Below are 18,848 nucleotides of genomic sequence, written 5' to 3'. Positions count from 1 at the left end.
TAAGGGCGCGACCCCGCGTCCCTCGTCCTTGAATATGCCAAGCATGTCCTGCGTCCTCACTCCTAATTTCGCGCCCTTAGGCGGCAACCACGGCGATATCCTGATCATCAACAGGCCCTAGATACGTTCGATGTCTTTGGTGCCAAACAGGCCATATGGCTTGATGCACAGGATAATGATCAGCACGTAGAACGGTGCGATCGAGAACAGGTTGCCCCAGTGCAGATACTGGCCGTCAACAAACTCCGCGGTGTTTTCAAGCAGACCAATGATCACACCACCAACAATGGCACCGATGATTGAATCAAGCCCGCCAAGGATCACCGCCGGGAACACCTTGATGCCGATAACCGAAAGGGCGGACGACACGCCATTGACCATGCCGATCACGATCCCGGCAACACCCGATACAAGGGCCGAGATTGCCCAAGACATGGCGAATACGGTTTTGACGGAAATACCAAGGCTTTGCGCGACCTGCTGATCAAAGGCGGTTGCCCGCATGGCAAGGCCAAGCTTGGAATATTTAAAGAACCAATAGAACCCGGCCATGATGAACAACGAGATCACGAAGCTCATGATATAGGCCGTCTCGATCTGCATCCCCAAAAGGTTGACCGATCGGGTTTCAAACACCTGTGGATAGGTCGCGGTGGTTGCCCCGAAAATCCACTTGGTTGCTGCCTGGAAGAAGATCGAAAGCCCGATGGTCACCATGATCACCGAAATGATCGGTTCGCCAATCATCGGTCGCAAGACGACCATCTGCAGAACGATGCCAAACGCCATCATGAACAGCAAGGTAAACAGGAAACCCAGCCAGAAGGGCATGTGCATTTCGACAAGGAATGCATAACACACCCATGCCCCGATCAGCAGGAACTCACCCTGGGCAAAGTTGACGATCTGGGTCGATTTGTAGATCAGGACAAAGCACATGGCGACAACGCCATAGAGTGTCCCGACAATCAAACCGTTCAGCAGAAGCTGGAACAGAAGTTCGAAATTCATGTTGCCATCCCTGTAATGGCGACCCAGGCCGTTGGCCCGGGCCACAGTTATGCTGCTGCCTTATTCGGCGGCTTTCGGGGCCGTCTGTGCGGCCTTGTCATTATCAAGATCAACGACCTTCACACTCGTCTGGATGCGGGTTTTCGACCCGTCCTGGAAGGTGATCATGGTGTCGATATCAACCTTGTCATTGCCGGCATAAACCGCATCGATGATGTCGGCATATTTCTCGGCAACCACACCACGGCGCACTTTGCGTGTGCGGGTGAGTTCGCCGTCATCGGCATCCAGTTCCTTGTAAAGCAGAAGGAACCGCTTGATCCGCTGAGCTTCCGGAAGTGTCTTGTTCACTTCGCGGATTTCCTCGGTGATCATGTCATAGACTTGCGGCTGGGCTGACAGGTTGGTGTAGTTTGTAAAGGCAATCCCGCGCTGCTCGGCCCATTTCGCCATGATCGAATAACGAATACAGATCATGGTCGACAGGAACGGCAGGCCCTTGCCAAGGATCACAGCCTCGGCAATGAAGGGCGAGAATTTCAGCTTATTTTCAATAAACTGCGGCGAATAGCGCACCCCGGTCGAGGTTTCCGCCAGATCCTTCATGCGGTCAATCACCACAAGGTGCTTGTTCTCGTCCTTGAAGTAACCGGCATCACCGGTATGCATCCAGCCATCCCGGACATCCTCGTCATAGGCGGCCTGATTTTTGAAGTATCCGGTAAACATGCCCGACGTGCGCGCAACGATTTCGCCAACACCATTTTCGTCGGTATTGATGACCTTGATCTCGGAATTATCAAAGGCAACGCCCACCGTATCGAAATCAATATCGCCCGGCTGATGGATGGTATAAGCGCCGCACAATTCGGTCTGGCCATAAAGCTGACGCAGCGGCACCCCCATCGCATGGAAGAACCTGAAGGTTTCCGGGCCAATCGCTGCACCACCTGTCGCAGCGGAACGCAGATTGGAAAATCCAAGACGGTCTTTCAGCGCACCCATCAGGATCATATCGGCCATTTTCGAATGACCACCGGCATCCATCGCGGTGCGCGCCAGTGCCATGCCGAAATCAAACATCTTTTGTTTGAACGGTGTGGAATCCATCATCCGTGCACGAACATCGGCCGCGATGGTTTCCCAAACGCGCGGTGCCAGCAGGACGAAGTTCGGACCAATTTCGCGCAGGTCGGCCATCATGGTTTCCTGCTCTTCGACGAAATTGACGATCTGGCGACTGATCAGCGACTGACCAACGACATAGACCTGCTCCATAATCCACGGCAACGGCAGGACAGAGACATAATTGTCACCCGGATATTTCGGGTCAGCACGAAGGTAAGCGGCACAGTGATCAAGGAAATCACCGGAATTGAGCATCGCCATCTTCGGCTTGGACGTTGTACCCGACGTGGTGCACAGAATGGCGCATTCATCGCCACGGGTGTCGGCAACCATCTGGTCATAAATGCCCGGATTTTTTGCCTCCAGCTCGCGGCCCAGTTCATAAAGCTTTTCGACATCCAGCAAACGCGGATCGTCGTATTTGCGCATCCCGCGCGGGTCGCAATAAACGATGTGGTCGACAGTCGGGATATCTTCGCCAAGCTCAAGCAGCTTGTCGCACTGTTCTTCGTCTTCGGCGATCAGGATGCGTGCGCCTGAATAGGTAATCAGATAGGCGACTTCTTCGTGCAGGCTGTCCTGATAAAGACCAACCGACATACCGCGCAGCGCATGCGCCGCGATTTCGGCCCAAACCCATTCCGGGCGGTTTTCGCCGATGATGCCAACAACATCGCCCTGCCCAAGACCAAGGGCGCGCATGCCAAGCGCCATCCATTTGACGCGGTCATTGTAATCCTGCCAGGTGAATTCCTGCCAGATGCCGAATTCCTTTTCGCGCATGGCGACTTCTTTGGGCCAGTTGCGCGCGTTGTAGGCCAGCACTTTCGGGAAGCTATCAAGCGACTGAACGTCGGCATATTCCGGGATATTGCTGCTCATGATCAGGCCACCTGCTCGTCTTCGTCCGTGTCGTCGTCTTCTTCGCCGAGATAGGCTTTCTTGACATGCTTGTTGGCCATGACCTCTTCAGGCAGGCCTTCGGCAATCTTGCGACCGAAATCAAGGACCATCACCCGATTGGAGATATCCATGACCACACCCATGTCGTGTTCGATCATGACAACGGTCATGCCCCACTCTTCATTGAGGTCGATGATAAAGCGCGCCATGTCCTCTTTTTCTTCGAGGTTCATACCCGCCATCGGCTCATCAAGCAGGATCAGGTCTGGGCGCAACGCAACAGCACGCGCAAGCTCGACCCGTTTACGCAAACCATAGGAAAGCGTGCCGGCGGTCGCCTTGCGGATATGGGAAATTTCAAGGAAGTCGATCACATCTTCACAGAAGCGACGATGATCGAGCTCTTCTTTCTGCGCCCCGCCAAACCAGTAAAGCGGCCCGTTCAGAAAGTTGTTCTTAAGCAGGTGGTGACGACCGACCATGATGTTATCAAGCACATTCATGTGCCCGAAAAGCGCCAGGTTCTGGAACGTACGCCCGATACCAAGTTCGGCACGATCATTCGGCTTGAGCCCGGTAACATCCTTGCCCTTGAAAGATACCGAACCGGTCGTTGGCGTATAACGCCCCGAAACGCAGTTCAGCATGGATGTCTTACCGGCACCGTTCGGGCCGATAATCGAAAAAAGCTCGCCCGGCTGAACGGAGAAGCTGACATCACTCAGCGCACGCACGCCGCCGAAAACAAGCGACACGTCGCTAATCTCTAAAATAGGACTCTGTGACGTCATGCCGTCGCATTCCTCCCTGACTTGGGCCGCAAATGCCGCAGAACCGCATTTCGGGTTCTTTCGCGTGAAAATTTGCAAACCGCTGTTCAGTTTCCCTGATGATGTGTCGGTTTATTTTATGACCCTGACCTTACGGAAACCGGGCCTGACACATTTAATAGGCATTTAAGTACCAATTTCAGCATATTGCGTCAATGCAATGATTCTCAAGGGGTTGGGAGTTTTCTACAAATTCGCACCGCACAATTATTTGACGACAGAATACACTGACCGCTCTACCCTTGATTACGTAGCGTTATCTCAGGTTGCAGGTCGCAGACGGCACGCGAAAACACCGCAATGCAAAAATCTTTCGCAATCATGCACCGCACAATTCGCGCGCATTGGGAACATGTCGCTTTGCAGGCAAATTCGAACCCGCCACCCCGACTCCGGTGCGGAGTCGTCGTTACAGGCGACCGGACCCTGCGCCCCACGCCGACATTCATTGCCGCAAATGCCGGCGGCTTTATAAACATGTCAGGAAAAAACAGACTCCGTGTTTTGCCCGTCCTATTGAAAGGCCAAAAGCCACGGCACATATCGTCTAAAGCCGTTTGACTGCTTGTTGGGCTTTGCCAACATGCTGTGATCAACGGGTTTTCACCAATACCCCTTTTCGGGGTCTGGACTTTCACAGGGAATTGTGGTGTAACCCCGTTGCACATAGATATGTAGCCGTGACCCGCGTCACGCAACACAGATAGCCCACCGCTCGGCGCTCCGACGGTCGGGGTGTCTTGTCACGACAAGCCCTTTTAACCACCTTGAGGAGGGTCTGATGTCCATTTGTGGCAAAGACAACCTGAAAACGCGCCGCACGCTGAAAGTCGGGGACAAGTCCGTCGACTATTACAGCCTCAAAGTTGCTTCCGAGAAATTCGGCGACGTTTCAAAACTTCCCTTCACGCTGAAAGTCGTTCTTGAGAACCTTCTGCGTTACGAAGACGATTTCACCGTTAAAACCGACGATGTCAAAGCTGTTGTTGACTGGCTCAAAGAGCGCAAAAGCAGCCACGAAATCAACTATCGTCCGGCCCGCGTTCTGATGCAGGACTTCACCGGCGTTCCCGCCGTTGTTGACCTTGCTGCGATGCGCGATGCTGTGGTGAAGATGGGCGGCGACGCCCAGAAGGTGAACCCGCTTTCACCGGTTGACCTCGTCATTGACCACTCGGTCATGATCGACTTCTTCGGCACCGACGACGCACTCGACAAGAACATGGAAGTCGAGTTCGAACGTAACGGCGAACGTTACGAGTTCCTACGTTGGGGCCAGAACGCCTTCAACAACTTCCGCATTGTTCCGCCGGGGGCTGGTATCTGCCACCAGGTTAACGTCGAACATCTTGCAAAGGTCGTCTGGACCGGCAAGGACGAAGACGGCAAAACCGTTGCCTATCCGGACACGCTGGTCGGTACCGACTCTCACACCACCATGGTGAACGGCCTTGCTGTTCTCGGTTGGGGTGTTGGTGGTCTGGAAGCCGAAGCAGCAATGCTTGGTCAGCCGATCTCGATGCTGATCCCGGAAGTTGTCGGCTTCAAGCTGACCGGTTCCATGAAAGAAGGCATCACCGCAACTGACCTTGTTCTGCGCGTCGTTCAGATGCTGCGTGAAAAAGGCGTTGTCGGCAAATTCGTCGAATTCTACGGCGATGCGCTTGACCACATGAGCCTTCCGGATCGTGCGACCATTGGTAACATGGCACCGGAATATGGTGCGACCTGTGGCTTCTTCCCGATCGATGACGAAACGCTCAACTACATGCGTTCGACCGGCCGTGACGAAGACCAGATTGCACTGGTCGAAGCATATGCCAAAGAACAGGGCATGTGGCGTGACCCGGCACATGAAGCCGAATACACCGCAACGCTTGAACTTGACATCTCCACCGTCGAGCCGGCCCTTTCGGGTCCGAAGCGTCCGCAGGACCGTGTTCTGCTGAAAGATGCCGTTTCGAGCTTCACCAAGACCTTTGCCGACATGGCACCGGGTGTTGATGCTGATCGTTCTGTTCCGGTTTCGAACGAAAACTTCGAAATGAAAGACGGTAACGTCGTCATCGCCGCGATCACCTCTTGCACCAACACCTCGAACCCGAGCGTTTTGATCGCAGCAGGTCTTCTGGCGAAAAAAGCTGTCGAACTCGGCCTTCAGAGCAAGCCGTGGGTGAAAACCTCGCTCGCACCGGGTTCGCTGGTTGTTGCCGACTACCTCGAAAAAGCAGGCCTTCAGGATTACCTGGATCAGCTTGGCTTTAACGTGGCCGGTTTCGGTTGCACCACGTGTATCGGTAACTCCGGTCCGCTGGCAGCACCGATCATCGACGCGATCGATGGTAACGACATGCTCGTCACCGCCGTTCTGTCGGGTAACCGTAACTTCGAAGGCCGTATCAGCCCGCAGGTCAAGGCAAACTACCTTGCCTCCCCGCCGCTGGTTGTTGCCTATGCGCTTGCCGGTAACCTGAAGATCGATCTGAACAAAGATCCGATCGGTAAGGACAAAAACGGTAAAGACGTCTTCATGAAAGACATCTGGCCGACCAACAAAGAGATCGCTGACACCATCGCGTCCTCGATCTCGGCGTCCATGTACAAAGATCGTTACGACAACATCTTTGCCGGTCCGAAACCGTGGCAGGAAATCGAAGTCACCGAAGGCGAGACCTTCGCGTGGGATGGCAAGTCCACCTACGTTCAGAACCCGCCTTACTTCGTCGACATGGCGAAAGAGCCGGGTGACTTCTCTGAAGTTCATGGCGCACGTCCGCTCCTGATCCTGGGTGACTCTGTCACCACCGACCACATTTCCCCGGCCGGTTCGATCAAGGAAGAAAGCCCGGCAGGTGAATACCTCAAGGCGCACGGCGTTGCTGTTCGTGACTTCAACTCCTATGGCGCACGTCGTGGTAACCACGAAGTCATGATGCGCGGTACCTTTGCCAACATTCGTATCCGTAACGAAATGGCACCGGGCACCGAAGGTGGTGTTTCGGTTCATTATCCGTCGGGCGAACAGGGCTGGGTCTATGACGTTGCAATGCGTTACCAGGCCGAAGGCACCCCGCTGGTTGTCGTCGCTGGTAAGGAATACGGCACCGGTTCTTCGCGTGACTGGGCAGCAAAAGGCACCAACCTGCTTGGCGTCAAAGCTGTGATCGCGGAAAGCTTCGAGCGTATCCACCGTACCAACCTGGTCTGCATGGGCGTTCTGCCGCTGCAGTTCAAGGACGGCGAAGGTCGTGCGACCTACAAGCTGGACGGTTCGGAAACCTTTGATGTCCTTGGCATCGGTGATGGCATCACCCCGCTTCAGGACGTTACGGTTCGCATCACGCGCAAGGATGGCAGCACCGAAGAATTCGCTGTCACCTGTCGTATCGATACCGAGAACGAAGTTCTCTATTACCAGAACGGCGGCATCCTGCAGTTCGTTCTGCGTAACATGATGAAAGCGGCCTGATTTCATTCTGAAATCGCGAACCAAAATGTTGACACCCCACCGGTTTTCCGGTGGGGTGTTCTTGTTTGGGACCGGCTTTACTGAGCGACGTTCAATTGAACGTCGCGGATTTGATCCAGAACAATTCTCAAGTAAGCCGAACCTGCTAGGTATGGCGCCTTCGCCTCACCCTTAAGAATAAAAGCCGAAAAAGATCAGTCGAACAGAGCAAACGCGCATGATACGCCCCAGATCCTCCGATGGACGCCCGTTTGGTCTGACGGTCGGTACACTTTCTCCAGGAATAGTTTTAAGCTGCACACCGCAAACGTCTCTTGGCGACGCCACCGCCAAAATGCGCAAAGCCAACAGCAGTTCCATCATTATTGTCGTCGACAATAAACCTGTGGGAATTCTGACCGAGCACGATTTGCTATCGTTGCCTCCGTCAACCATGGTCGCCCTTTCTGAACCTGTTTCAACGCGTATGTCCCAACCGGTACATACCATTTCGGTCCATGCCACACCGCAATCGGCTATCGTACGCATGCGTGATCGCAGCGTGCGCCATCTTGTCACCATTGATGCGGATGGCTGCCTTGTCGGGATCATCAGTCAGACCGATCTCATCCGTCACGTCGGTGATAAAAAGCCGTTCATTGCCAACGATGTTGCAGATGCCGTGCGCCAATCCACCGTGTTTGCCCATAAGGATATTCGGGTCTGGGAACTGCGTCAGCGCATGTATTCGGAAAAATGCGATAGCGCGATCATTTCCGGTTTCCCCGACGACCTGCCGGCAGAACAGAAAACCGGTATTATCACTGAACGTGATATCTTGCGTCACTTGGCTGACGAACATGAAACCCTGACTGCGGGCGACATTGCCACCCGGCCGGTGACCTTCATTCGTCAGGACATGAACCTTGATGACGCGCGTAATATGATGATGCGCGACAATTTTCGTCATCTTGTAGTTCATAATCATAACGGCGAAACCATCGGGGTTTTGTCATTTGCCGATCTGCTTGAATTTATTGAACAGGATTACCTGATCCATCTAAGCAGCTTGGCCGAAGACAGCGGCAGCGAAATTACCAAGGCGCGCCAGTCTCTGGCCCTTGCCAACAAGCTGATCGAAAATTCCCCGGACTGTGTGATGATCTGCAATGCGCAATCCGAGATCGAGGCCGTCAATCCGGCCTTCACGCGCGTGACCGGTTATCAGGCCGAAGAAGTGATCGGCAAGACACCGGCGATTTTGAAATCCGGGCGACAGAGCAAAACTTTCTATGCCAAGCTCTGGGCGGATTTGGCGCGCACCGGGAAATGGGAAGGCGAAATCTGGAACCGGCGCAAGTCTGGCGAGATTTACGCAGAATGGCTTTCGATCATGGCGGTCCGTGATGGTGCAGGCACAATCACCCACTACGCTTCGATCTTTACCGACATCAGTGGACGTGAAAAAAACCGCGAAGATGTCCTGCGGATTGCCTTTACCGATGAACTGACCGGCATGCCAAACCGCCGCCGGTTTTCGGAGCTTTTGTCGCTTCATATCGGTCGCGCCCGCCGGGTCGGACGCCCGCTCACGGTTGCCATGCTCGATATCGACAACTTCCAGCGCGTCAATAATGCCCTTGGTCATAACATCGGGGACGATGTCCTGGTCGAAGTATCACGCCGCATCAGCCGCGAACTTGGTCACGATGCTGTCATTGCTCGTATCGGTGCCGACGAGTTCGCCGCAATCCTGCCAAATGTGAACACCGAACAGGAAGCCGTCGGGATAGCAGAAAGTCTTCTGACGCGCCTTGGCGAAGCCCATCTGACCCGCAAGGGTGAGGACGTCTATCTTTCGGCAAGTATTGGCATTGCGTCCTTCCCCGAAGACGCGAATGACACCAGCAACATCATTCGCTGTGCTGAGCTGGCTATGGTCCAGGCCAAGGAACAGGGACGCAACCGGGTCGGGCTTTATAGCGTAAATCTGCACAGTCAAAAGGGCGCGGACCTTGCCCTTGAAACTGCTTTGCGCCGTGCAGTAGACAATCAGGAACTCCACCTTGTCTATCAGCCGCAATTTGATGCAAAAACCGGTGAAATGGCCGGCGTCGAGGCATTGCTGCGCTGGACGACGGCCGATGGCAAAACCATTCCGCCCTCGACCTTTATCCCGATTGCCGAGGAAATGGGCGTAATTGGCGAATTGGGTCGTTGGGTCATTCGTACCGCCTGCAAGCAATTGGTCGCCTGGCGTCAGGAAGGCTTACATAACCTGCGCCTTGCGGTGAATGTGTCAGTTCAGCAGTTCTATGGATCGATGGATTTTGCCGAACAGCTTCGCGCCATCATCGTTGACAAGGGTGTGGCTGCCGACCGGTTGGAAATCGAAGTCACCGAAAGCCTGTTCATGCGCAATATTGATGACATGCGGACCAAATTGCAGCGACTGCGTGATCTTGGTGTGCGCATCGCACTTGATGATTTCGGGACTGGATTTTCGAGCCTGAGTTATCTGCGCACATTGCCCTTTGATGTGATCAAGCTTGATCGCAGTTTTGTCTGGGACATCGAAGACGGCCCGGATGGTGAAACCTTGCCAATTACGATCATCAATATGGCGCGCAACCTTGGCAAAACCTGCGTTGCCGAAGGGGTGGAAAACCAGCATCAGCTTGACGTGCTGCGCAAGGCCGGATGTGACTTGATCCAGGGATATCTGCTGGGTCAGCCGATGAGCGCAGAATCTGTTTCCAAGCTCGCCAAGGAAACCGCCCTGTAAAACCAGCGCAATTACCAAAAGACGAAAGGGCGGGGAATTTCCCCGCCCTTTCGCATATGCCTATCAGCAAGTCTGACTTAGAAAACGCCAAGACCTTTAAGCAGGATAAAGGCAATCGCCAGCGGTGCGACGAACTTGACGATCAAGCCCCACGCACCGATCCATATCGGCACAATTCCGTTATGTGCTGCGATTTCTTCCTGGGCCTTGCCCCAAACGATCCAGCCAACAAACAACGAAATCAACAAACCGCCAATCGGCAACAGCAGACTCGAACTGACGAAGTCCATCAGGTCAAAGAAGTTCTTGCCCCACAGGATTTCGACATCCGACATGACCCCCATCGAAAGCGACGACGGAATACCAAGCAGGAAGATCACGAAACCAAGAACCACTGCCGCGGTTTTGCGATTGATCCCACGATCATCGACGAAATAGGCAACAACCACTTCAAGGATGGAAACCGCAGAGGTCAAAGCCGCAATCGCCAACAGCAGGAAGAACAGGAAGGCAAAGAACGAACCAAACGGCATCTGGGCGAACACAGCTGGCAGCGTAATAAAGGTCAGGCCCGGACCGGCACTCGGATCAAAGCCAAAGGCAAACACCGCCGGAAGAACCAGAAGACCGGCCAGAACGGCAACAGCCGAATCAAGCAAAGTGACCCAACCGGCAGAGCCCGGAAGGTTTTCTTTCTTAGCAAGGTAAGAGCCATAGGTGATCATTGCCCCCATCCCCAGCGACAACGAGAAGAAGGCCTGCGATAGCGCATCAGAAACCGTTGCCCAGGTCACTTTCGAAAAGTCCGGTGACAGCAGGAAGGCCACACCTTCCATGCCCCCCGGAAGCGTAACCGAGCGTACGATCAGAACGATCAAAAGCGCAAACAGTGCGGGCATCAGGATTTTCGACGCGCGCTCAATACCGGCACCAACACCGGAAAGCACAACAAAAATGGTCAACGCCATGAAGATCGCGTGGAAAATCAACGGCGAGGTCGTATCACTGATGAAGCTGCCAAAGATGTCACCAAGGGCTGCCGGATCTTCGATCGAAAGCGCCCCGGTGACGGCCTTGATCATGTAGGACAGGGTCCAGCCGGCAACCACCGAATAAAACGACAAAATCATGAAGGCGGCAGCAACGCCAAACAAACCAACGATCGGCCAAAGCCCACCTTTAAGTTTGGCGAATGCGCCAATCGCGTTCTTTTCCGACATGCGGCCGATCACGAATTCGGCGAGCATGACCGAAATACCGATGGTAAAGACCAGCGCAAGATAGATCACCAAGAATGCGCCACCGCCATTCTCGCCAGCCATATACGGGAACTTCCAGATGTTCCCCAATCCGACAGCCGACCCGGCGGCGGCCAGAATAAATCCAAGGCGTGAGCCCCAGTGTTCGCGTTTCATCATTCGCTTGCAAACCTCGTATTGGACCGATCTTGCCAGATTAAGCTCCCACCAGCAGATCAGTTCCGCATTTTTCATTTAACGCAAAGGTCGTTTGTTCCTTTGCAATGGACAGCTCCCTAGAACTGGTTCCGATTGGTCCGCAGCTCATAGCATCAATCTTTGGAAATCTCCTTTCAAAGATCCACGCAAACGCGCAAATATCTTCCACTTTACACCTACTGCTGATTTCAAGGCCTTGTGATTGGTCGGTGATGGTGGTTTTCAGGCATGATCAATGTCATGAAAAACCCTCGCCCCCTTTTAAGTGCGCTTGCACTGTTGCTCATGACCGTATCTTCACCCGCAAGGGCTGCTGAAAGTGTTTTGCCGCGTGCGGTCGTCGAACTTTACACGTCCCAAGGATGCAACTCCTGCCCGCCCGCCGATCAGGTCCTGCATGATATGGCAGATCAGCATGATGATCTGCTGTTGCTGTCCTATCACGTTGATTACTGGAACTACCTTGGTTGGGAAGATCCGTTCTCCGACGCCCGATATAGCGAACGTCAACGCGACTATGCCAATCGTATGCGCGAACGTTACGTCTATACCCCGCAGGTCATCATCAATGGCGATCACGTGGTACGCGCCACCGCCAGACAACAGATCGAAACCACCAGCACCACGGTTGCCCCGTTACGCGATCTTGCGGATATCCATCTAAGCACCATTGATCAAACACAACCGGCAAAGGGCACTGTTTCCTTGCACGGTGTTGGTAAACCAAACCCGGGACAGATTTCGCAGATCTGGTTGATCGGCTTTGATCGCGAACATCAGCGCGATGTGCTTTCGGGCGAAAACGCCGGCAAACGACTGGTTAATGCCAATGTCGTGCGCGATATGATCAGCCTTGGCCAATGGGATGGCACCAATCAGCAGAAAATCCCGTTTTCCATGAAAGCCGCCTATGACGGGGGGATCGCCGTATTGATCCAGAACGGACGTGGCGGCCCGATCATCGGTGCGTCCATGGTCCGTTTCGACGACTGATTCCCTGTTTGATCGTGAGTTTGGATTGATTTGAAACAATGCCAACCAGTCGATTGTCGGTTATTGCATGAATAATACGCTGTAACGCGTTATATCATGACATGTTACAGAATGAATTTCAGACAATCTAACGGGTTATATGGCTGATTTTAGCGGTTCTGATCTGACCTGCCTCCGCGGCGAAAGACTGGTATTTGGCGGCCTGTCCTTTTCGGCCAAATCCGGTGATGCCGTGATGCTGCGCGGTCGAAATGGTGCCGGGAAATCAAGCCTTTTGCGCCTGATGGCAGGCCTTGTCGCACCGCGTTCGGGCGACCTTCGCTGGAACGGTGAAAACATCGCAGAGGATCGTTCAGCCCATCATGCGCGCACCCATTATCTTGGCCATCAGGATGCGATCAAACCGGTTCTGACGGTGCGTGACAATCTGCGTTTGTGGGGCCAGTTGCGCGGCGTGCGTGATCTTGACCCAGCGATTGACCGGGCGTTGACAGCGCTTCAAATCCATCATCTTGCACGGGTTACCGGTCGGTATCTTTCAAGTGGCCAGAAACGGCGCACCGCCCTTGCCCGCGTTCTGATCGGGCAAAGCGATCTTTGGTTGTTAGATGAACCCACCGTCGGGCTGGATCGCGAAAGCTGTGCTGAACTGGCCCAACTGATCACCGAATTTCGTGGCCGCGGTGGCATTGTCGTCTATTCAACCCATATCGATCTTGATGTCGAAAACCCGACCATTCTCGATCTGGATGATTTTGCCATCCCGATGGTCGAATGGCTGGCAGAGCAGGACGAACTCGAGGACATGGCCCCGACAAAGCGTGCAGCCTCATCGCAGGAGGCCGCGCAATGAACGGCTTTCTGGCCATTCTGCAACGCGATCTGCGCCTGGCCCTGCGGCAGGGTGCGGATTCCGTGATGGTCGTGGCGTTCTTTATTGTTACCACCACGCTGTTCCCGTTCGGTGTCGGGCCGGAGGTCAACATTCTGGCACGTATCGCATCGGGGGTGATCTGGGTCTCTGCTCTGCTGGCAGCCATGCTGTCACTCGAACGCGTGTTTCAGGCCGATTACGAGGATGGAACGCTTGAACTTTTAACGCTATCGCCGGTGTCACTCGAACTTCTGATCCTGGGCAAGGTGCTTGCCCATTGGCTGACGACCGGACTTCCGTTGATTATTGCGGCCCCCCTGATGGCCGTGATGCTCAACATGGATCAGGACGGCTTTGTCACTTTGATGATCGCCATGTTGCTTGGTACACCGGCACTGAGCCTGATCGGGGCGATTGGCGCAGCACTCATACTTGGCGCGCGACGTGGCGGAGTTCTTGTATCACTTCTAGTTTTACCACTATATATTCCGGTACTGATATTCGGGGCCGGTGCAGTTGAGGCGGCCCTGCTTGGAATTTCGGCGACCGCGCAATTACAGATCATGGCCGCCATCCTGCTTTTGACATTGGCAGCCGCACCCTTTGCCACCGCCCATGCCGTACGCCAGGCCATGGAATAGAACAACAAGACGACGAGACGGGATGACCCTTTGCGGATTTCCGCACCAAGGATAAGAAAAATGCATCGCTTTGCTAAACCAAGTGTGTTTTTGAAATTTACAGCCCCGATCCTGCCGTGGCTGTCGGCTCTTACCGTGGTCCTGATCGCGGCCGGCCTTTATTTTTCCCTGATCGGATCGCCGGTTGATTACCAGCAAGGCCACACTGTGCGGATCATGTATATCCATGTTCCGGCCGCATGGATGGGGCTGTTTTGCTATGTCGGCATGGCGATTTGCGGCGCGATGAGCCTGATCTGGAAACACCCGTTGGCTGATATCTGCGCGCGCGCCACCGCACCGGTTGGCGCGACCTTTACCGCCCTTTGCCTGATTACCGGATCGCTTTGGGGCGAACCGATGTGGGGCACCTGGTGGGTGTGGGATGCGCGTCTGACATCGATGCTGATCCTGTTGTTCCTTTATCTCGGCTACATGGCGCTGGTGAACGCCTTTGACGATCCGGAACGCGGATCAAAGGCCGGATCGGCGCTGGCCCTTGTCGGTGCGGTCAATGTGCCGATTGTCAAATTCTCGGTCGACTGGTGGAATACACTGCATCAACCAGCCTCGATCGTGCGCATGGATGGCCCGGCCGTCGATCCGAGCATGCAATTGCCGCTTGCCCTGATGATCCTTGGTTTCACCTGCTATTACTTCGTTGTTTTGATCCTCAGGGTCCGACTGGAACTGAATGAACGGCGCATTCGCGCCCTGCATCTGTCAGGCATGTTTGAAGATCCCGAAACCCCGACATCGGCAAAAGAACAAGCCTATGAAGCGGGTCACAATGCGGAGGCCAAGCAATGAGTGAATTCTTCTCAATGGGCGGCTATGGCGGCTATATCTGGGCAAGTTACGGCGTTACCGCCCTTGCCATGATCGTTTTGCTGATTGCAACGCTACGCGGCTTACGCAGCAGCCGGATCGAACGCGAACAGCTTGAAGCGGTTTTGCAATCACGGCGTCCCCGCCGAACCAAAAAGACCCAACAGGCATCCTGAACGGAGAACGACTGTGTCACTTTCCCGCGCAAAAATCCGTAAACGCCAACGCATGTATGTCATCGGGGCCATCTTGCTCGCCGTTGGCAGTGCTGCGGCCCTGATGCTGACGGCATTTGAAGATTCGGTGGTGTTCTTCTTCAGCCCGACCGAAATCGCCGAAAAATCACCGATTGACCCCGATCAGCGTTTGCGGATTGGCGGCCTTGTGGTTGAAGGGTCGGTGGCAAAACAGGATGATGGCCAAACCATTGCCTTCGTCGTCACAGACATGGCCGAAAGTGTGCCGGTTTCATATCGCGGGATTTTGCCTGACCTGTTCCGCGAAGGTCAGGGTGTCGTCGCCGAAGGTCACATGAACAGCGACGGCACCTTTGTCGCATCCGAAGTTCTGGCCAAGCATGATGAAAACTACATGCCCCCTGAAGTCGCCGAATCGCTTAAGAAAAGCGGCTATTGGGAAGAAATCGAAGCCAAGAACGCCGAACAAATGCGCAATTAAGCCACATTCTGCCGCCATAAAGCCCGACCATACGCGCAAGAAAAACATAGCCGCGGCCATTGCCCCTTGATCTGTACCCGACCGATCGGGCAATAGGGCGCAGGGGAACTATTGGGGAAGTCATAGACGCACATGTTTGCAGAGTTAGGACATTTTGCCCTGCTGCTGATGGTGGTCACGGGAATTGGACAGGCGGTTCTGTTCAGCCCGCTTTGGCTACGTGCATCGCTGCGCATGCTCTCACCCCAACGGGCTTCTGCCACACCAGCTGGCAGCCCCGACTTTTCCGATGATGATGATAATGACGGTGCTTTCGGGCAGACTACGGTAAAACCGTCCAGTCTGTTTCTTTTGCCTGCGGTCATTCTGTTACTTGGCCTTCTGGCCGAGGGGGCGTTGCTTAATGCCTTTATCGTCAGTGACTTCACCCTGCCCATCGTATCGAACGTCAGTCATTCATCGACCCCATTGCTTTATCGCATTGGGGCGGCCTTTACCCCCGATGGCGGGGCCATGCTGCTGTGGCTTCTGGCCCTTTCACTGGTCAATCTTCTGATTGCCATCCAACTGCGCAGTTCCGTGGCCATCTGTACGGATCGCTTTGCGCGCAATGCCCTTTCCGTTCTTGGCGCATTGATCGCAATTCTTGGTGTCGTGACACTGATTGATGCCGACCCGTTCCTGCGCGTCACTGTTGCGCCGCTTGATGGTCGGGGGATGAACCCGCAAAGCCAGGACCTTCTTAAAGTCCTGCGCGAACCGTTCCTTTATCTTGGTCTGGCGGGCCTTGCCGGTATCTTTGCCATGACACTGGCCGGTTTGCTTGACCGCAAGATTGACCGCCGGTTTGCCGAAACCATGCGATCCTGGACCATCATTTCCTGGGTCTGCCTTGGCACCGCAATTGCGATCAATGCCTATCGCTCCTACAGCGAACAGGCATGGGGTGGCTGGTGGTACTGGGATACGGCGGAAAACAGCCTTCTGTTGCCATGGTTGCTGGCAACCGCCCTTTTGCATTGCCGGGCTGTTCTGGAAAAAACCGAAACCCTGCGCGCCTGGACAGCCTTTCTGGGCATAACGACGCTTGCGGTGGGATGGTTCGGGGTCTACCTGACCCGATCAGATCTGTTTGCGCCCCTGCCCGAAACACAGCTTCTGCCGATTGACAGTACCGGTCTTCTGGTTGCGTTCTGTCTGGTGTTTGCGGTCGCCTATTACCTGTTTTGGCGATCTGTCGATCAGATGGGCGATGGTCGCGGTTTTGATGTCATTTCGCGCGAAAGTGCGATGTTCCTTAACAGCGTCATGCTGTCGCTGGTTGCCGCCGTCGTGCTGATCGGAACGATTTATCCACTGGTTTTGCAATGGATTACGGGCGACCCGATCACGGTTGGCGCGCCGTTCTATGTCAAAGCTCTGATCCCGATTGTTCTGCCCTTGCTGTTTCTGATGGCCTTTGCCCCGGCACTGCGTTGGCGACAGGATGAAGTCTGGATGATCGGGCGGCGCATGAAGCTTGCAGCCATCCTGTCGCTCATCACGGTGCTGTTCGTTTCCATCCGCTTTATCGATCTGTCACCCGCACCGCTGATCGGTATCGGTCTTGCCGGTTGGGTTCTGACCGCTTCGCTAAGTGATCTGTGGGCACGGCTTTGGCGCCACCCTGAATACGGCGAAAGCAAATATCGCAACCTGCAACTTCTGGGTCCGCGCTATATCAGCATGACCCTTTCCCATATCGGCCTTGCAATCCTGATTGCCGGTGGATCGGCCAGCAGCATCTGGGAAGAACAGGTTGTTGTCTCTGCCCGTGCCGGACAAAGCATTCAGGCAGGCCCCTATAACCTGCAATATGAAGGTGTCTCGCTTTTGGCCGGTGAAAACTATGCCACCCGTCAGGCGACCTTTATCCTGTATCGGCATTCCCTGCCGGTCACCGAACTGTTCCCTGAAATTCGCTATTACCCGATCCGTGGCGTTGAAACCCGTGAAGCCGATATCTGGCATGGTCGCGATGGCGATCTGCATGTCTCGATCGGTGACCGTGATGATGACGGTGGCCGGGTGGTAACGGTTCATTATTTGCCCATGATGCCCTGGGTCTGGGGTGGCATGTTATTGATGTTGATCGGTGGATGTTTCAGCATCCTCACGCGCGTAATCCTGCGCTTCAAGAAGACTGGAGTTCCCGCTTCATGAGATTTTCGATCGCTGTCATTCCGCTGGTTTTGTTTGCCGCACTAGCCGGGGTGTTCTTGTTAAACATCGACAAGGATGCATCGGTTGTGCCATCGGTCCTGATCGATAAACCGGCACCGGAATTCTCGCTGCCGCCACTACCGGGTCGGGATAAGGGCCTGTCGCGTGCGGATCTGACCAAGGGCGAGGTATCGGTTCTGAACGTCTTTGCAAGCTGGTGCGTCCCGTGCCGCGCAGAACATCCGCTGATCAAACGCCTGTCGCGCGAAGCCGACGTTCCGGTCTATGGCCTGAATTACAAGGAAAAGGATCCCGAAGACGGCGTGAAATGGCTGGCCGAACTTGGCGATCCCTATGCCGCTGTCGGCATGGATCTGTCGGGCCGGACCGGTATTGACTTTGGCGTTTATGGCGTGCCGGAGACCTTCATCATCGATGGCACCGGCCAAATCAGATACAAGCATGTCGGGCCCGTTACGGTCGAAGTCCTTGAAAAGGTCCTGCTGCCGAAAATCGCGGAGTTAAAGGGATGATAAGCCGCTTCAAACTTGTTTTTGGCGCACTTGCCATTCTGGTTCCGGTCATTGCATCGAACCCGGCATTTGCGGTCAACCCCGATGAAATGCTGTCCAACCCGGTTCTTGAAGAACGCGCGCGCGAAATCAGCAAGGAACTGCGCTGCCTTGTCTGTCAAAACCAGTCGATTGATGATTCTGATGCCGAACTGGCGCGTGATCTGCGCGTGCTGGTGCGTGAACGCCTTGTTGCCGGCGACGATAATGAAGAGGTCATTGACTATATCGTTGCGCGCTATGGCGACTATGTTCTTTTGAACCCGCCGCTAAAACCGGAAACCTATATTCTTTGGGCAAGCCCGGCTGTTCTGGTGGTGCTGGCCTTGCTAGCGGTCTTTGCATTCTATCGCCGCAAGCAGCGCGAAGGTTCCCCGGCATCTGCATCCCTGTCAAAGGACGAACAGGAACGTCTGGACGAACTTCTTGGCACTTCAAATGATGACGGCAAGTCCTGAT

At 54.6% G+C, this 18,848-nt stretch carries 15 protein-coding genes; 11 read left to right on the top strand and 4 right to left on the bottom strand.

The window, feature by feature from the left end:
- Positions 1–117 precede the first annotated feature (117 nt).
- Genes TH2_RS04605 through TH2_RS04595 form a run of 3 tightly spaced genes read right to left on the bottom strand, consistent with a single transcriptional unit; the run spans position 118 to position 3,833 of the window.
- The gene (locus TH2_RS04605; protein ID WP_008889236.1) at positions 118–1,011 is read right to left on the bottom strand and encodes a branched-chain amino acid ABC transporter permease; all 894 of its coding nucleotides are present in this window, start codon (positions 1,009–1,011) and stop codon (positions 118–120) included.
- 60 nt (positions 1,012–1,071) lie between these two features.
- Positions 1,072–3,021: a long-chain fatty acid--CoA ligase gene (locus tag TH2_RS04600; RefSeq protein WP_008889235.1), complete on the bottom strand. Its 1,950-nt coding sequence runs from the start codon at positions 3,019–3,021 to the stop codon at positions 1,072–1,074.
- Between the two features lie 2 nt (positions 3,022–3,023).
- Entirely contained in the window at positions 3,024–3,833 is an 810-nt protein-coding gene (locus tag TH2_RS04595; RefSeq protein ID WP_040822694.1) for an ABC transporter ATP-binding protein, read from the bottom strand.
- Between the two features lie 820 nt (positions 3,834–4,653).
- Between TH2_RS04595 and acnA the strand changes: the two genes are divergently transcribed.
- Together acnA and TH2_RS04585 are read left to right on the top strand one after the other, a co-directional pair.
- Positions 4,654–7,341, top strand: a complete 2,688-nt coding sequence (gene acnA, locus TH2_RS04590) for an aconitate hydratase AcnA (protein ID WP_008889233.1) — start codon at positions 4,654–4,656, stop codon at positions 7,339–7,341.
- Between the two features lie 217 nt (positions 7,342–7,558).
- Positions 7,559–10,105, top strand: coding sequence for an EAL domain-containing protein (locus tag TH2_RS04585; protein WP_040822692.1), 2,547 nt, complete (start codon positions 7,559–7,561; stop codon positions 10,103–10,105).
- A 77-nt stretch (positions 10,106–10,182) separates the two neighbouring features.
- On the opposite strand, the gene TH2_RS04580 is transcribed toward TH2_RS04585, so the two are convergent.
- On the bottom strand, positions 10,183–11,523 hold the full coding sequence (locus TH2_RS04580; protein ID WP_040822843.1) for a sodium-dependent transporter: 1,341 nt from the start codon (positions 11,521–11,523) through the stop codon (positions 10,183–10,185).
- A gap of 279 nt (positions 11,524–11,802) precedes the next feature.
- On the opposite strand from TH2_RS04580, the gene TH2_RS04575 reads away from it, so the two are divergent.
- The 9 genes from TH2_RS04575 to TH2_RS04535 all read left to right on the top strand — a co-directional run bounded on the left by TH2_RS04575 (position 11,803) and on the right by TH2_RS04535 (position 18,847).
- Entirely contained in the window at positions 11,803–12,555 is a 753-nt protein-coding gene (locus TH2_RS04575) for a DUF1223 domain-containing protein (protein ID WP_157193853.1), read from the top strand.
- 139 nt (positions 12,556–12,694) lie between these two features.
- A complete protein-coding gene (ccmA, locus tag TH2_RS04570) occupies positions 12,695–13,408 on the top strand; it encodes a heme ABC exporter ATP-binding protein CcmA (RefSeq protein ID WP_008889229.1) in 714 nt (237 codons plus the stop codon).
- Positions 13,405–14,070 carry a heme exporter protein CcmB gene (gene ccmB / locus TH2_RS04565; RefSeq protein WP_008889228.1) on the top strand — a complete coding sequence of 222 codons (666 nt, stop codon included), beginning with the start codon at positions 13,405–13,407 and terminating at the stop codon, positions 14,068–14,070. Before ccmA ends, ccmB begins: the two co-directional genes overlap by 4 nt.
- Before the next feature lie 60 nt (positions 14,071–14,130).
- Positions 14,131–14,919, top strand: a complete 789-nt coding sequence (locus TH2_RS04560; protein WP_008889227.1) for a heme ABC transporter permease — start codon at positions 14,131–14,133, stop codon at positions 14,917–14,919.
- Positions 14,916–15,113 (top strand): heme exporter protein CcmD, encoded by a 198-nt coding sequence (gene ccmD, locus TH2_RS04555; protein WP_008889226.1) that lies wholly within the window; start codon positions 14,916–14,918, stop codon positions 15,111–15,113. The genes TH2_RS04560 and ccmD overlap by 4 nt, the downstream gene beginning before the upstream one ends.
- A 13-nt stretch (positions 15,114–15,126) precedes the next feature.
- A complete protein-coding gene (gene ccmE / locus TH2_RS04550) occupies positions 15,127–15,615 on the top strand; it encodes a cytochrome c maturation protein CcmE (protein WP_008889225.1) in 489 nt (162 codons plus the stop codon).
- Between the two features lie 132 nt (positions 15,616–15,747).
- Positions 15,748–17,817 carry a heme lyase CcmF/NrfE family subunit gene (locus TH2_RS04545; RefSeq protein ID WP_008889224.1) on the top strand — a complete coding sequence of 690 codons (2,070 nt, stop codon included), beginning with the start codon at positions 15,748–15,750 and terminating at the stop codon, positions 17,815–17,817.
- Positions 17,814–18,350 (top strand): DsbE family thiol:disulfide interchange protein, encoded by a 537-nt coding sequence (locus TH2_RS04540; protein ID WP_008889223.1) that lies wholly within the window; start codon positions 17,814–17,816, stop codon positions 18,348–18,350. Before TH2_RS04545 ends, TH2_RS04540 begins: the two co-directional genes overlap by 4 nt.
- Complete coding sequence (locus tag TH2_RS04535; RefSeq protein ID WP_008889222.1) at positions 18,347–18,847, top strand: cytochrome c-type biogenesis protein; 501 nt, start codon at positions 18,347–18,349, stop codon at positions 18,845–18,847. Before TH2_RS04540 ends, TH2_RS04535 begins: the two co-directional genes overlap by 4 nt.
- The last annotated feature ends 1 nt before the right edge of the window (position 18,848 follow it).

The sequence above is a fragment of the Thalassospira profundimaris WP0211 genome, assembly GCF_000300275.1.
In the GTDB taxonomy this organism is placed as follows: domain Bacteria; phylum Pseudomonadota; class Alphaproteobacteria; order Rhodospirillales; family Thalassospiraceae; genus Thalassospira; species Thalassospira profundimaris.
This window is presented reverse-complemented; position numbering and strand designations above follow the sequence as displayed.

What these genes read in the sequence shown, in the direction of transcription:
- ccmD (WP_008889226.1), top strand. Translation starts at nt 14,916, where the DNA reads ATGAGTGAATTCTTCTCAATGGGCGGCTATGGCGGCTATATCTGGGCA.
- TH2_RS04595 (WP_040822694.1), bottom strand. Translation starts at nt 3,833, where the DNA reads ATGACGTCACAGAGTCCTATTTTAGAGATTAGCGACGTGTCGCTTGTT.
- TH2_RS04600 (WP_008889235.1), bottom strand. Translation starts at nt 3,021, where the DNA reads ATGAGCAGCAATATCCCGGAATATGCCGACGTTCAGTCGCTTGATAGC.
- TH2_RS04605 (WP_008889236.1), bottom strand. Translation starts at nt 1,011, where the DNA reads ATGAATTTCGAACTTCTGTTCCAGCTTCTGCTGAACGGTTTGATTGTC.
- acnA (WP_008889233.1), top strand. Translation starts at nt 4,654, where the DNA reads ATGTCCATTTGTGGCAAAGACAACCTGAAAACGCGCCGCACGCTGAAA.
- TH2_RS04540 (WP_008889223.1), top strand. Translation starts at nt 17,814, where the DNA reads ATGAGATTTTCGATCGCTGTCATTCCGCTGGTTTTGTTTGCCGCACTA.
- TH2_RS04560 (WP_008889227.1), top strand. Translation starts at nt 14,131, where the DNA reads ATGCATCGCTTTGCTAAACCAAGTGTGTTTTTGAAATTTACAGCCCCG.
- ccmA (WP_008889229.1), top strand. Translation starts at nt 12,695, where the DNA reads ATGGCTGATTTTAGCGGTTCTGATCTGACCTGCCTCCGCGGCGAAAGA.
- TH2_RS04545 (WP_008889224.1), top strand. Translation starts at nt 15,748, where the DNA reads ATGTTTGCAGAGTTAGGACATTTTGCCCTGCTGCTGATGGTGGTCACG.
- TH2_RS04575 (WP_157193853.1), top strand. Translation starts at nt 11,803, where the DNA reads ATGAAAAACCCTCGCCCCCTTTTAAGTGCGCTTGCACTGTTGCTCATG.
- ccmB (WP_008889228.1), top strand. Translation starts at nt 13,405, where the DNA reads ATGAACGGCTTTCTGGCCATTCTGCAACGCGATCTGCGCCTGGCCCTG.
- TH2_RS04585 (WP_040822692.1), top strand. Translation starts at nt 7,559, where the DNA reads ATGATACGCCCCAGATCCTCCGATGGACGCCCGTTTGGTCTGACGGTC.
- TH2_RS04535 (WP_008889222.1), top strand. Translation starts at nt 18,347, where the DNA reads ATGATAAGCCGCTTCAAACTTGTTTTTGGCGCACTTGCCATTCTGGTT.
- TH2_RS04580 (WP_040822843.1), bottom strand. Translation starts at nt 11,523, where the DNA reads ATGATGAAACGCGAACACTGGGGCTCACGCCTTGGATTTATTCTGGCC.